Here is a 14132-nt window from a genome sequence, read left to right as displayed (position 1 = left end):
TCGCTGCCGCTGGGGAATTTCACGCGATGCCATCGCCCGCACCTTCGCGGTTCACGCTCCGGACTGCGCTGCGCCGGTTTCGCGGCAATCGCCGCGGCTCCGCAGCGGTCGAGTTCGCGCTGGTCGCGCCGATCTTCTTCGCGCTGTTGTTCGCGATCATCGAGACGGCGCTGATGTTCTTCGCGAGCCAGGTGCTCGAGACCATCACGCAGAACTCCGCACGCGTCGTGCTGACCGGGCAGGCGCAGTCTGGTTCAGTGACGAGCTGCGCGGTGAACTCCGTGGCCACGCCGTGCACCCAGGCGACGTTCAAGACCTTCGTCTGTAGCCAGATTCCGGCGTTGTTCGACTGCAACAGTCTCAGCGTCGACGTCCAGAGTTATTCGAACTTCTCGTCGGTAACTCTCGGCAACTACACCGCCTGCAACTTCGATCCCACAACGACGGGGTACAATCCCGGGAGCTCCGGGCAGGTCGTCGTGGTGCGGCTCTATTACAAGTGGCCGCTGTTCGTGACCGGGCTTGGCTACAATTTGGCCTGTAGCACCACCAACAATACACGGCTTCTCGTTGCGACGGCCGCATTCCAGAACGAGCCCTACTAGGACCATCGGATTTGAGCAGAACCATGCAAGCGATCGTGAAAATCTTGCAAGCTGGCCGAATCTCTGCAGGCAAATTCCTCGCAGACAACAAGGCCCTCGCGGCGACCGAATTCGCGGTGATCGTGCCGGTCATGCTCGTGATGTTCTTTGGCACCGTCGAGCTCTCATCCGCGGTGGCGGTCGACCGCAAGGTGACGTTGATTGCGCGAACTCTATCCGATTTGACGTCGCAATCCTCGGGGACGTTGACCGACGCCAACCTCCAGAACACGTTCACCGCGAGCATGTCGATCATCACGCCGTACGACAATACGCTCGTGAACGGCACGATCGCCCAGATCTATATCGATGCAAACAGCGTCGCCAAGATTCAATGGAGCAAGTCCGCCGTCATTACGAGCGGTGCGACGCAGGCCAGTCTGACAGCTCCGCCGCCGACACTGGCGGCCAACACCACGGTCACGTCGATGATTCCGTCGACGCTTCTGCTTCCGTCGACCTATCTCATCTTCAGCCAGGTGAGCTACATCTACACGGCTCCCGTCAAATACGTCCTGAAGTCGGGCGTCACGCTGAGCGATGTCTCTTATACGCGGCCGCGCCAGGTCACTTGCATCTACTACGGCGGCGTTCCGACGTCGTGCTGAGCTGGATGGCGGCCGAGCTCGTCGATACCGCATAAAAAAGGCCGTGCATCCCGCACGGCCTTTTTCGTTGTTCGGTACGCTCGCGCTGGAGATCAGCCTGCGTCGCGGAGATTGTCGGCAGCCGACTTGCCGGACCGGCGATCGGCGACGATCTCGTAGGAAATCTTCTGGCCTTCGCGAAGCGAGCCGAGGCCGGCGCGCTCGACGGCGCTGATGTGAACGAACACGTCCTTGCCGCCGTCGTCGGGCTGGATGAAGCCAAAGCCCTTGGTCGCGTTAAACCACTTCACGGTTCCCATGCTCACGGGGGTAGTTCCTTCTCAGATACACAATGTAAAAGCCCGCTTGCGCAGGCAGGTTAGATCGAATTTCTGGAAGGGTCGTCAGCGTGTCTGAACCGGCTGTACCGGTGGATGCTAATGTCGTCCGGCCGAAAATCGATTAGCGGATTTTATTGGAAATAAGGCATCAAAACAATCCTGACGCGCACGATTTTTTGATCCGCCGCGATTTGAGCGGCGGATCAGCATACAGGCCAGCATTTTACTTCCGCACTTGCGTGCGAAACTGACTAGCGGCGACGGAACTGGCCGCCACGCTGTCCGGGACGGGGAGGTCCACCCACGCCACTGGGGCGTTCGTCCTTGTGGCGGAAAATCAGCCGGCCCTTTTCGAGGTCGTAGGGCGACATCTCCACCGTCACGCGGTCTCCCGCCAGCGTCTTGATGCGGTTCTTCTTCATCTTGCCGGCGGTGTAGGCGACGATCTCGTGCCCGGCGTCGAGCTGCACGCGGTAGCGCGCGTCGGGGAGGATTTCGGTGACCAGTCCTTCGAACTGGATCAGCTCTTCCTTAGCCATGAATTTCTCCAGGTCGTGGACGGCTAGTGCGAATAGGGTTTGCGGGTCGGTTGGCCCATCGGCCGACTCTCGCGGCGCAAAAAGGCTACGCCTTGTATCCCATCAGGCTTGCCGGCGCTATGCGCGGAACGCTGCTCCGGTCGGTCGTTTGACGAAGAGTGCGTCTTGCCACCAGGCCTTTGGCGGCGAGACCCCTTCGAGACCTTCTGGCTACCGCCAGGCCGTCCGTCAATATGCCTGCTGTCACCGTGCCGACCTTCGCCGGGCCTTCCGTCGCCCTGCTTGCCGGCACTGTGGTGGCGTCCATCGCCATGCCGTTCATCGTTGCGCCGGCCCTCACCATGCCGTGCACCCTGCGGGCGCTGGCCCGGACGGCCGGGGCGACCCTGCCGTTGCTGCGGCGGGGGAGCGCCCGCATCGCGGCGGCCGGCATCGGTGCGCAGATCCTCGCGCGGCAGCGCCACCTTGATCAGTCGCTCGATGTCGCGGAGATAGCTGAGCTCTTCGCCCCCTGCGACCAGCGAGATCGCGGTGCCATCGGCGCCGGCGCGCGCGGTGCGGCCGATCCGGTGGACATAGGTCTCGGGCACGTTCGGCAGGTCGTAGTTGATGACGTGGGTGATGCCGTCGACGTCGATGCCGCGGGCGGCGATATCGGTGGCGACCAGGGTGCGGATTTCACCGGAGCGGAACTGGGCGAGCGTGCGCTCGCGATGGTTCTGCGACTTGTTGCCGTGAATGGCGCTGGCGGCGATGCCGGCCCTCTCGAGCGTCTTCACGACCTTGTCGGCGCCGTGCTTGGTGCGGGTGAACACCAGAGCGCGGTCGATCGGCTCGTCCTTCAGCAGCTTGGTCAGGAAGGTGGCCTTGGCCGAGAAATCGACCTGGATGATGCGCTGGTTGATGCGCTCGGCGGTCGAGGACACCGGGGTCACCGCGACGCGGGCCGGGTCACGCAGCATGGAGTCGGCGAGCTCGGCGATGTCCTTCGGCATGGTGGCCGAGAAGAACAGCGTCTGCCGCTTGATCGGCAGCTTGGAGACGATTTTGCGGATGTCGTTGATGAAGCCCATGTCGAGCATGCGGTCGGCCTCGTCGAGCACGAGGAATTCGACGCTGCCAAGCTTCAGCCCGTTGCTCTGCACGAGGTCGAGCAGGCGGCCGGGGGTGGCAACCAGCACGTCGACGCCTGGCATCAGGGCGCGGACCTGGCGGCCCATCGGCACGCCGCCGATGGCGAGCGTCGAGGACAGGCGGATGTGGCGCCCATAGGCGTTGAAGCTGTCGAGGATCTGTCCCGAAAGCTCGCGGGTGGGCGACAGCACCAGTACACGGCAGGTCTTGGGCTGCGGCTTGATGCGGTTCTCCAGCAGGCGATGCAGGATCGGCAGCGCGAAGGACGCGGTCTTGCCGGTGCCGGTCTGGGCAATGCCGACGACGTCGCGGCCGGTTAGCGCCGTGGGGATCGTCTGGGCCTGGATGGGGGTGGGGGTGACGTAATTCTCTTCGGCGAGAGCACGTGCGATGGGTTCGGCGAGGCCGAAGTCCTGAAACGAAGTCAAAAGATGGGTTCTTTCCATGTCAAATGCGATCGGCCCGACGCAATCTGCGGGGCGCGCGCATAAGGGTGTCGAGAAGACACCTGCGTGTTTGGGGTGTCGGATGGCTTGGGAGATATGGGGCAAGCCAGAGGCCCGTAGAGGGCTTAAGAACACGCGGCTCGCAACGACCGCTCGATTCGCGAACGATCTCGTCCCCCATATGGAACATCGAGGAGGCGGTTTCAAGGCAAGTGTTCGCCTGGCGTCGATCGCAGTGCAAAAATAGTTATGCCGGAATTTTAGCCAGCAGAAGCACTTTGCTCAAAAAATAAACTGACTGCCGCATAAGCATACATTTTATTCGCCCAAGTTTTAAGCAGTCAGACTGCGGCGAAACTTTGATTGCGGCAAAATTATCTAGACTGACCAATCACTTGGCAGGTGCTCAGCCCATGGCATGGTTCTTGCGATTCCATTAATCGCAGGCGGCCGTGGGGCCGTTTCGCAGCGTTTTTCACGTCTGCGTCAGGGAGATGATACATCCATGCCTACCAAATCCATTCACGATATAGCGGCGTCATTTAGCCGCCGCGGCGTTCTCGCCGCGACCACCGGACTGATGCTCGGTCTGGCGTCCATTTCCGGTGCCAAAGCCGCGGACGACACCATCAAGGTCGGCGTCCTGCACTCCCTCTCCGGTACCATGGCCATCAGCGAAACCACGCTGAAGGACACCATCCTTTTCCTGATCGACGAGCAGAACAAGAAGGGCGGCGTGCTCGGCAAGAAGCTCGAGGCCGTCGTCGTCGATCCCGCCTCGAACTGGCCGCTGTTCGCCGAAAAGGCGCGCGAGCTGATCACCAAGGACAAGGTCTCGGTCGTGTTCGGCTGCTGGACCTCGGTGTCGCGCAAGTCGGTGCTCCCGGTGTTCAAGGAGCTCAACAACATCCTGTTCTACCCCGTGCAGTACGAGGGTGAAGAGTCCGAGCGCAACGTGTTCTACACCGGTGCGGCGCCGAACCAGCAGGCGATCCCGGCCGTCGACTATCTGATGAAGGACGAGAAGGTGAAGCGCTGGGTGCTCGCGGGCACCGACTACGTCTATCCGCGCACCACCAACAAGATCCTGGAAGCCTACCTGAAGTCCAAGGGTGTCGCCCAGGAAGACATCATGATCAACTACACGCCGTTCGGTCACTCCGATTGGCAGACGATCGTGGCCGACATCAAGAAGTTCGGCTCGGCCGGCAAGAAGACGGCGGTGGTCTCGACCATCAACGGCGACGCCAACGTCCCCTTCTACAAGGAGCTCGGCAACCAGGGCATCAAGGCGAAGGACATCCCGGTCGTCGCGTTCTCGGTGGGTGAAGAAGAGCTCGCCGGCATCGACACGAAGCCGCTGGTCGGCCATCTCGCCGCCTGGAACTACTTCGAGTCGATCAAGACCCCGGCGAACGAGAAGTTCATCAAGGATTGGCAGGCCTACACCAAGAACCCGAAGCGCACGACCAACGATCCGATGGAAGCCCATGTGATCGGCTTCAACATGTGGGTCAAGGCCGTCGAGAAGGTGAAGTCGACCGATCCGGACAAGGTGATCGATGCGCTTCCCGGCATCGAGGCGCCGAACCTGACCGGCGGCGTGTCGAAGATGCTGCCGAACCACCACATCACCAAGCCGGTGTTCATCGGCGAGATCAAGGGCAACGGCCAGTTCGACGTGGTCTGGAAGACCCCGGGTCTCGTGGCTGGCGACGCCTGGTCGAAGGAGCTCGACGGCTCCAAGGACCTGATCGGCGACTGGGTCGGCAAGAAGTGCGGCAACTTCAACACCAAGACCAACAAGTGCCTCGGCTCCGGCTCCTGATCCGGATCTGACGTTCGACTGCACAATGGGAGAAGACGGTTATTCCGCCGTCTTCTCCCCACTTCTGCCGGGGTGATTCACAGTGCCAACCAATCTATCCGCTCGTTTCCGTACCTTTGTCCTCTCGTTGTTCCTGATCGCGTTCGCGCTGCCGGCCTTTGCCGGTCCGTTCGAAGATGCTGTCGCCAAATTCGCCAACGACGATTATTCCGACACGGATGAAGCGATCGGCGTGGTCGCAAGCAGCGGCAACAAGCTCGCCTTTCCCATCATCAGCGCGCTCCAGGACGGCCGTCTCATGGCCGATCCGGACAGCAAGAAAGTTTACGTCACCGGCACCGACGGCAAGTCGATCGACGCCGCGACCGGCGAGCCCGTGGCCAGCGTGCCCGACAGCGCCAGCGCCGTCCGCCTCAATAACCGCCTGCGCCGCAGCGTCGATGCTGCGCTCGGCAGCCTGACGCTGCAGTCGCCCGATCTCGGCGCGCGGCTCCAGGCCGCGCAGTCCGTCTTCAAGTCGCATGAGGAGACCGCGCTCGAGCCGGTCGAAGGCGCACTCGCCAAGGAAACAAACAAATCGGTCAAGACCGCGCTCGGTGAAGCGCGCGCGGCGATCCTGCTGTTCAAGTCCGACGCCACCGAGGTGCAGAAGCTCGAGGCCGTCGCCACCATCAGGGCGCGCGGCGATCAGGAAGCGCTGGCGTTGCTGTCCGACATCGGTACCGACCAGCCGCCCTCTGTCGCAAAGGCCGCTGCGAGCGCCATCAGCTCGATTCAGAGCTCGCTGGCGGTCTGGTCGGGGGTGCAGAATGCCTGGTACGGCCTGTCGCTCGGTTCGGTGCTGCTGCTTGCCGCGATCGGTCTCGCCATCACCTTCGGCGTGATGGGCGTCATCAACATGGCCCATGGCGAGATGGTGATGATCGGGGCCTACACCACCTTCGTGGTGCAGGAGGTGATCCGCACCCGCTATCCCGCTCTGTTCGACTATTCGCTGCTGATCGCCGTGCCGCTCGCCTTCCTCGTCGCCGGCGCCATCGGCGTGCTGATCGAGCGCAGCATCATCCGCTTCCTCTATGGCCGGCCGCTGGAGACGTTGCTTGCGACCTGGGGCCTGTCGCTGGTTCTGCAGCAGGCGGTGCGCACCATGTTCGGCCCGACCAACCGCGAGGTCGGCAACCCCTCCTGGATGAGCGGCGCGTTCGAGCTCGGCCAGATCACCATCACCTATAACCGGCTCTGGATCCTCGTCTTCACGCTGGCAGTGTTCATGATCCTGCTCGCGATGCTGCGCTACACCGCGCTTGGCCTCGAGATGCGCGCGGTCACGCAGAACCGTCGCATGGCGGCCTCGATGGGCATCGCCACCTCGCGCGTCGATGCGCTGACCTTCGGGCTCGGCTCGGGCATCGCCGGCATTGCCGGCGTGGCACTGTCGCAGATCGACAATGTCAGCCCCAATCTCGGCCAGAGCTACATCATCGACAGTTTCATGGTCGTGGTGTTCGGCGGGGTCGGCAATCTCTGGGGCACGCTGGTCGGCGCCTTCACGCTCGGCATTGCCAACAAGTTCCTGGAGCCGGTTGCCGGCGCGGTGCTCGGCAAGATCGCGATCCTGGTCCTGATCATCCTGTTCATTCAAAAGCGGCCGCGCGGCCTGTTCGCGCTCAAGGGCCGTGCGGTGGAAGCATGACCCCTCACATGCTGACGCGATCGCTGGACCGCGGCGCGACCATATTCCTGTTGGTTGTTGCCGCGCTGGGCGTACTGATCCCGCTCTCCAACCTGCTGCTGCCGGCGGGCTCGTTCCTGCAGGTGCCGACCTATCTCGTCGCGCTCTGGGGCAAATATGTCTGCTACGCCATCCTCGCGCTGTCGATCGACCTGATCTGGGGCTATTGCGGCATTCTCTCGCTCGGCCATGGCGCGTTCTTCGCGCTCGGCGGCTATGCGATGGGCATGTATTTGATGCGGCAGATCGGCACCCGCGGCGTCTACGGCAATCCAATCCTGCCCGACTTCATGGTGTTCCTGAACTGGCAGAAGCTGCCCTGGTACTGGTACGGCTTCGACATGTTCTGGTTCGCGGCACTGATGGTGCTGATCGTGCCGGGTCTGCTCGCCTTCTGCTTCGGCTGGCTCGCGTTCCGCTCCCGCGTCACCGGCGTGTATCTCTCGATCATCACGCAGGCGATGACCTATGCGCTGCTGCTCGCCTTCTTCCGCAACGATTTCGGCTTCGGCGGCAACAACGGCCTGACCGACTTCAAGGACATTCTGGGCTTCAACGTCCAGGCCGAGGGCACGCGCGCGGCGCTGTTCGCGCTGAGTTGTCTGGCGTTGATCGTCAGCTTCCTGATCTGCCGCTCCGTGGTGTCCTCCAAGCTCGGCAAGGTGCTGATCGCGATCCGCGACGCGGAATCGCGCAGCCGCTTCCTCGGCTACCGCGTCGAATCCTACAAGCTGTTCGTGTTTACGCTGTCGGCCTGCATGGCGGGCGTCGCCGGCGCGCTCTATGTGCCGCAGGTCGGCATTATCAACCCATCCGAATTCGCGCCGGGCAATTCGATCGAGGCGGTGATCTGGGTCGCGGTCGGCGGGCGCGGGACGCTGATCGGGGCCGCGCTTGGTGCCATCGTCGTCAACTATGCCAAGACCTTCTTCACCTCCGGCGTGCTTGCACCCTACTGGCTGTTTATGCTGGGGGCGCTGTTCATCCTGGTGACGCTGCTGCTGCCGAAAGGCATCGTCGGCACCTTCAATGCATGGCGGGAAGCGTCGAAAGAGAGGCGTCCCGCGCAGGCCAACGCGAGTGCTGCGGCCGAAGACGGCGTCACCGAACCGAAGATGGCGGAGTAGCGGTCATGAACGTCATGGATACCCGCGCGACCTCCGCGATGCTCTATCTCGACGGCGTGCACGTCTCGTTCGACGGCTTCCACGCCATCAACAATCTGTCGCTGACGCTTGCCCCCGGAGAGATGCGCGCCATCATCGGCCCGAACGGCGCCGGCAAGACCACCATGATGGACATCATCACCGGCAAGACCAAGCCGGACGAGGGCACGGTGCTGTTCGACGGCGTCACCGACCTGACGCGGCTGGACGAGACCCGCATCGCCGAGCTCGGCATCGGCCGCAAATTCCAGAAGCCGACGGTGTTCGAGAGCCAGACCGTGCAGGACAACCTCCTGCTCGCGCTCAATGTCGACCACAGCGTCAAGGGCACGCTGTTCTGGCGCGGCAGCAGGGCGGAGTCGGAGCGTATCGACAAGGTGCTGGAGACGATCCGCCTCACGGACGCCCGTAACCGTCTCGCCGGCAGCCTCAGCCACGGCCAGAAGCAATGGCTCGAGATCGGCATGCTGCTGGCGCAGGACCCAAAACTGCTCCTCGTCGACGAGCCCGTCGCCGGGATGACCGACGTCGAGACGCATCTCACCGCCGAGTTGCTCAAGGAGATCAACAAGACCCATACAGTCATGGTGGTCGAGCACGACATGACGTTCGTGCGCGAGCTCGGGGTCAAGGTCACCTGCCTGCATGAAGGCACGGTGCTCGCCGAAGGAACCATCGACCAGGTCTCGTCCAACGAGCGGGTCATCGAAGTCTATCTGGGGCGCTGAGCAATGCTTGAGGTCAAGGACATCAATCTGTTCTACGGCGCGGCGCAGGCGTTGCGCGGCGTCTCGATCGCGGCCGAGCCCGGCAAGGTCACCTGCGTGCTCGGGCGCAACGGCGTCGGCAAGACGTCGCTGCTGCGCGCCATGGTCGGGCAATTTCCGATCTCCTCGGGCGCGATCGTGTTCGACGGCAGCGACATCACCGGCCTCAAGCCCTACGAGCGGGCGCGCAAGGGCATCGGATTCGTGCCGCAGGGCCGCGAGATCTTTCCGCTTTTGACGGTCGAGGAGAACCTCAAGACCGGTTTCGGCCCGCTCAAGCGCGAGGACAAGCACATCCCGGACGACGTGTTCTCGCTGTTTCCGGTGCTGGAGTCCATGCTCGGCCGGCGCGGCGGCGATCTCTCCGGCGGCCAGCAGCAACAGCTGGCGATCGGGCGTGCGCTGGTGATGCGGCCGAAATTGCTGCTGCTCGACGAGCCGACCGAGGGCATCCAGCCCTCGATCATCAAGGACATCGGGCGGGCCATCTCCTACTTGCGCAACCTCGGCAACATCGCCATCGTGCTGGTCGAACAATATCTCGACTTTGCCTGCGAGCTCGGCGACAGTTTTGCGGTGATGGATCGCGGTGCAGTGAAGTTCACTTGCGACCGTTCCAATCTCGACGCCAGCGAGATCAGCCGCCAGATGGCTCTGTAAGCCGGGACATTGTAGGCTGGAAAAATCCTGCCGCGGCCGGCCGGGGGAGACGGGATGCGCAGCGACGCCTCGGTAACATCTTTGGCGACATCTTCGGTGTTCGAAGCCAATCGTGCCCGCGGCGCGGTGCGCTTCGACGTGCACGCCCGCGACGGCGTGACACGGCGCGGTAGCCTGCACGAATCCGGCTCGCTCCGCGTGCGCTTTCCCTCGCCGGAGGACGATGGCCTGTCCGGCGTGTTCGTCAACACGGCCGGTGGCATCGCTGGAGGTGATCGTTTCGACATCGATATCTCGGCTGCCGATGCAACGCGCCTGACGCTGACAACGGCGGCCGCCGAAAAGGTCTATCGCGCGCCGGGCGCGGCGGCGCAGCTCAATATTTCGCTGAAGGTTGGCGCTGGCGCGCATCTCGGCTGGCTGCCGCAGGAGACGATCCTGTTCGATCGCGCCCGGGTTCATCGCCGCTTCGACATCGAACTCGATGACGCCGCCTCGCTCCTGCTTTGTGAAATTGTCGTATTCGGCCGCACCGCCATGGGCGAGCGCATGGAGCAGGGCGAATTCGTCGACCGCTGGCGGTTGCGCCGTGGCGGCAGGCTGGTCTTTGCCGAGATTGTCCGGCTCGACGGCAATATCGGCGCAAAGCTCGCGCGATCGGCGGTCGCCAAGGCGGGTGCTGCGATCGGCACGGCCCTGATCGTGCCCGGCGACGAGGCTCTGGTCGAGCGCATTCGCGAGGCATCGGAATCATTCGCCGGCGAGGTCGGAATCTCGGCCTGGAATGGCTTTGCAATGGCGCGGTTCTGTGCCCAAGATGCGGCGCGTTTGCGCGCCGACATGATGGCCGTGCTGGCGCGCACCGGCGCGGCCCTGCCGCGACTCTGGCTGAATTGACGGCCGGCTGAATTGAAGTGTTGAACGGAAGAGATTCTTCATGAACCTGTCTCCCCGCGAAAAGGACAAGCTTCTGATCTCGATGGCGGCGATCGTGGCGCGCCGCAGGCTCGACCGCGGCGTCAAGCTCAATCATCCCGAGGCGATCGCGATCATCTCCGATTTCATCCTCGAGGGCGCACGCGACGGCCGTACGGTCGCAGAGCTGATGCAATCCGGCGCGCAGGTGCTGACCCGCGACCAGGTGATGCCTGGCATCCCCGAGATGATCCACGACATCCAGGTCGAGGCGACGTTCCCTGACGGCACCAAGCTCGTCACCGTGCACGAACCGATCCGATAGGAGCGAGATCATGATCCCCGGCGAACTCTTCATCCAGGACGGCGAGATCGAGCTCAACGCCGGCCGCAAGACCGTGACGCTGACGGTGGCCAACACCGGCGATCGTCCGATCCAGGTCGGCTCGCACTACCATTTCTTCGAGACCAACCCCGCATTGAAGTTCGACCGCAAGAAGTCCCGCGGCATGCGCCTCGACATCGCCGCCGGCACCGCCGTCCGCTTCGAACCCGGCCAGACCCGCGACGTCCAGCTCGTAGCGCTCGCCGGCAAGAAGACCATCTACGGTTTTCGTGGCGATGTGATGGGGAAGCTGTGATTCATGCTCTCCGCCGTGCGCCTCATCTCGGAAGCTGCTGAGCTCGCTGCGCGCCGGCACAATGGCATGGCGCGCAAGGGGCGGGGGAATGAGCCTTACATCAACCACCTCGCCGAGGTCGCTAACCTGCTCGCGACCGCGACCGATGGGGCCGATGCTGAGCTCGTTGCCGCCGGCTGGCTGCACGACACGATCGAGGACACCGAGACGACGCGGGAGGAGCTCGTGCAAAAATTTTCCGACCGTGTCGCCTCTCTCGTCGCCGAATGCACCGACGATATGAGCTTACCGAAGGCCGAGCGGCGACGCCTGCAGGTTGTCAATGCGCCGAAGAAATCGGCAAGCGCAAAACTGATCAAGATCGCCGACAAGGTCAGCAATATCGGCGCGCGTATTCATTCGGGTCCGACCGCCGGGGAACGCGACGACCTCGTCGACTACACCGGCTGGGCCGAGCAGGTCGTTGCCGGCTGCCGTGGCGGCAATGCTTGGCTCGACACGACATTCGATAACATGGTGCGAAAAGCGAGGGCCTCGCTGTGAGCGCCATCAAAACATTCAAACGCAAACGGGGCTTGTGATGTCCGTCAAGATGAAGCGTTCCGTCTATGCCGACATGTTCGGTCCGACCACCGGCGACAAGGTGCGGCTGGCCGACACCGACCTCATCATCGAGGTCGAGAAGGATTTCACCATTTATGGCGAGGAGGTGAAGTTCGGCGGCGGCAAGGTGATCCGTGACGGCATGGGCCAGTCGCAGGTCACCAACAAGCAGGGCGCGGCCGATACCGTCATCACCAATGCGCTGATCGTCGACCATTGGGGCATCGTGAAGGCCGATGTGGCGATCAAGGACGGCATGATCGCGGCGATCGGCAAGGCCGGCAATCCCGACATCCAGCCGGGCGTCACCATCATCATCGGCCCAGGCACCGACGTGATCGCAGGTGAAGGCAAAATCCTCACCGCCGGCGGCTTCGACAGTCACATCCATTTCATCTGTCCGCAGCAGATCGAGCACGCGCTGATGTCCGGCGTCACCTCGATGCTCGGCGGCGGCACCGGTCCCTCGCACGGCACCTTTGCCACCACCTGCACGCCCGGTCCCTGGCACATTGCGCGGATGATCCAGTCGTTCGATGCCTTCCCGGTCAATCTCGGCATTTCTGGCAAGGGCAATGCGTCGCGCCCCGCACCGCTGGTCGAGATGATCAAGGCCGGCGCCTGTGCGCTGAAGCTGCACGAGGATTGGGGCACCACGCCGGCCGCGATCGACAATTGCCTGTCCGTGGCTGACGATCACGACATTCAGGTCATGCTGCATTCCGACACGCTGAACGAATCCGGCTTCGTCGAGGACACCATCAAGGCGTTCAAGGGCCGCACCATCCATGCCTTCCACACCGAAGGCGCGGGCGGTGGTCACGCCCCTGATATCATCAAGGTCGCCGGCTTGAAGAACGTGCTGCCGTCCTCGACCAATCCGACACGGCCGTTCACCCGCAACACCATCGACGAGCATCTGGACATGCTGATGGTGTGTCACCACCTCGATCCCTCGATCGCGGAGGATCTGGCGTTCGCGGAAAGCCGCATCCGCAAGGAGACCATCGCGGCCGAGGACATCCTGCACGATCTCGGCGCGCTCTCGATGATGTCGTCGGATTCGCAGGCGATGGGCCGCCTCGGCGAGGTCATCATCCGAACCTGGCAGACCGCCGACAAGATGAAGAAGCAGCGCGGATCGCTGCCGCAGGACAAGGGCAAGGACAACGACAATTTCCGCGTCAAGCGCTACATCGCGAAATACACGATCAACCCCGCGATCGCGCATGGCGTGTCGAAGCTGATCGGCTCGGTGGAGAAGGGCAAGCTCGCCGATCTCGTGCTGTGGTCGCCGGCCTTCTTCGGCGTCAAGCCGGATTGCATCGTCAAGGGTGGTATGATCGTCGCGGCTCCCATGGGCGATCCCAACGCTTCCATCCCGACGCCGCAGCCGGTGCACTACCAGCCGATGTTCGGCGCCTTCGGCAAGGCGCGCACAGCGTCCTCGGTGGTGTTTACTTCAAAGGCCGCGATCACCGGCGGCCTCGCGCGAAAACTGGGCATCGAGAAGAAGCTCTATGCCGTCCAGAACACCCGCAGCAAGATATCGAAGAAGAGCATGATCCACAACGACGCCACGCCCAATATCGAGGTCGATCCGGAGACCTATGAGGTGCGCGCCGATGGGGAGCTTCTGACCTGCCCGCCCGCCGAGGTGCTGCCGATGGCGCAGCGATATTTCATGTACTGAAATAGCGCCTCAACGCATGTCCCGGGCGCATCACTGCATGTCCGGGGGCGGCTTTTCCGGTTTTGCGTTCGATCCCGGCTGGTCTAATGTCCGGCCCGGTATCTAACCTTGAGAAGAAAAGCCGGGAGGATTTCTCGTGATTTACGTCGTCGCTACCCTGACCATCAAGCCCGAAACGCGTGCCGAGTTCATTGCAGCCGCCACCGCCTGCATCAAGGAGACGCGGAAGGAACCCGGCAATATCGCCTACGATCTGCATGAGAGCGTCACCGATCCCTCCAAGATGGTGTTTGTCGAGCAGTGGGAGAATGCCGGAGCGCTGGTACCGCATCGCGGCCAGGAGCACATGAAGACGTTCGGCCGCGTTGCCGTGAAGTGCTTCACCGCGCCGCCGAAAATCGAAGTCATCACGCCCGAGAAGGTCGAGACGAGGTAA

16 protein-coding genes are annotated in these 14132 nt (G+C 62.9%); 13 read left to right on the top strand and 3 right to left on the bottom strand.

Annotated elements, in window-relative coordinates:
* The first annotated feature begins 26 nt into the window (after positions 1–26).
* Both ACLFLU_RS36900 and ACLFLU_RS36895 read left to right on the top strand, forming a co-directional pair.
* Complete coding sequence (locus ACLFLU_RS36900; RefSeq protein WP_426409562.1) at positions 27–605, top strand: TadE/TadG family type IV pilus assembly protein; 579 nt, start codon at positions 27–29, stop codon at positions 603–605.
* A gap of 23 nt (positions 606–628) precedes the next feature.
* Positions 629–1252, top strand: coding sequence for a TadE/TadG family type IV pilus assembly protein (locus ACLFLU_RS36895; RefSeq protein WP_426409561.1), 624 nt, complete (start codon positions 629–631; stop codon positions 1250–1252).
* Positions 1253–1344: 92 nt separating this feature from the next.
* Here the strand turns inward: ACLFLU_RS36895 and ACLFLU_RS36890 are convergent, their stop codons facing one another.
* The 3 genes from ACLFLU_RS36890 to ACLFLU_RS36880 all read right to left on the bottom strand — a co-directional run bounded on the left by ACLFLU_RS36890 (position 1345) and on the right by ACLFLU_RS36880 (position 3691).
* Entirely contained in the window at positions 1345–1557 is a 213-nt protein-coding gene (locus ACLFLU_RS36890) for a cold-shock protein (protein WP_148776819.1), read from the bottom strand.
* 266 nt (positions 1558–1823) lie between these two features.
* The gene (gene infA / locus ACLFLU_RS36885; protein ID WP_008131890.1) at positions 1824–2111 is read right to left on the bottom strand and encodes a translation initiation factor IF-1; all 288 of its coding nucleotides are present in this window, start codon (positions 2109–2111) and stop codon (positions 1824–1826) included.
* Positions 2112–2134: 23 nt separating this feature from the next.
* Complete coding sequence (locus ACLFLU_RS36880) at positions 2135–3691, bottom strand: DEAD/DEAH box helicase (RefSeq protein ID WP_426409560.1); 1557 nt, start codon at positions 3689–3691, stop codon at positions 2135–2137.
* Positions 3692–4196: 505 nt separating this feature from the next.
* On the opposite strand from ACLFLU_RS36880, the gene urtA reads away from it, so the two are divergent.
* The 11 genes from urtA (at position 4197) to ACLFLU_RS36825 (ending at position 14132) form a co-directional block, all read left to right on the top strand.
* Positions 4197–5519, top strand: coding sequence for an urea ABC transporter substrate-binding protein (urtA, locus tag ACLFLU_RS36875; protein WP_426409559.1), 1323 nt, complete (start codon positions 4197–4199; stop codon positions 5517–5519).
* 82 nt (positions 5520–5601) lie between these two features.
* Positions 5602–7212, top strand: coding sequence for an urea ABC transporter permease subunit UrtB (urtB, locus tag ACLFLU_RS36870; RefSeq protein ID WP_426409558.1), 1611 nt, complete (start codon positions 5602–5604; stop codon positions 7210–7212).
* Positions 7209–8378, top strand: coding sequence for an urea ABC transporter permease subunit UrtC (gene urtC / locus ACLFLU_RS36865; protein ID WP_426409557.1), 1170 nt, complete (start codon positions 7209–7211; stop codon positions 8376–8378). Before urtB ends, urtC begins: the two co-directional genes overlap by 4 nt.
* Before the next feature lie 5 nt (positions 8379–8383).
* On the top strand, positions 8384–9145 hold the full coding sequence (urtD, locus tag ACLFLU_RS36860; protein ID WP_014498216.1) for an urea ABC transporter ATP-binding protein UrtD: 762 nt from the start codon (positions 8384–8386) through the stop codon (positions 9143–9145).
* 3 nt (positions 9146–9148) lie between these two features.
* Positions 9149–9844 carry an urea ABC transporter ATP-binding subunit UrtE gene (gene urtE / locus ACLFLU_RS36855; RefSeq protein ID WP_426409556.1) on the top strand — a complete coding sequence of 232 codons (696 nt, stop codon included), beginning with the start codon at positions 9149–9151 and terminating at the stop codon, positions 9842–9844.
* Positions 9845–9898: 54 nt separating this feature from the next.
* Positions 9899–10741, top strand: coding sequence for an urease accessory protein UreD (locus tag ACLFLU_RS36850; protein WP_426409555.1), 843 nt, complete (start codon positions 9899–9901; stop codon positions 10739–10741).
* A gap of 40 nt (positions 10742–10781) precedes the next feature.
* Entirely contained in the window at positions 10782–11084 is a 303-nt protein-coding gene (locus ACLFLU_RS36845) for an urease subunit gamma (RefSeq protein WP_007605424.1), read from the top strand.
* A 10-nt stretch (positions 11085–11094) separates the two neighbouring features.
* On the top strand, positions 11095–11400 hold the full coding sequence (locus ACLFLU_RS36840) for an urease subunit beta (protein WP_092227079.1): 306 nt from the start codon (positions 11095–11097) through the stop codon (positions 11398–11400).
* A gap of 3 nt (positions 11401–11403) precedes the next feature.
* Positions 11404–11943, top strand: coding sequence for an HD domain-containing protein (locus ACLFLU_RS36835; protein WP_426409554.1), 540 nt, complete (start codon positions 11404–11406; stop codon positions 11941–11943).
* A gap of 37 nt (positions 11944–11980) precedes the next feature.
* Entirely contained in the window at positions 11981–13696 is a 1716-nt protein-coding gene (gene ureC, locus ACLFLU_RS36830; RefSeq protein ID WP_426409553.1) for an urease subunit alpha, read from the top strand.
* A gap of 136 nt (positions 13697–13832) precedes the next feature.
* A complete protein-coding gene (locus ACLFLU_RS36825; RefSeq protein WP_426409552.1) occupies positions 13833–14132 on the top strand; it encodes a putative quinol monooxygenase in 300 nt (99 codons plus the stop codon).

Origin of the sequence: Bradyrhizobium ganzhouense, assembly GCF_049949285.1 — a bacterium.
GTDB lineage: Bacteria > Pseudomonadota > Alphaproteobacteria > Rhizobiales > Xanthobacteraceae > Bradyrhizobium > Bradyrhizobium ganzhouense.
Note: the sequence above shows the minus strand (reverse complement) of the source record. Positions and strands in the feature narration are given on the sequence as shown.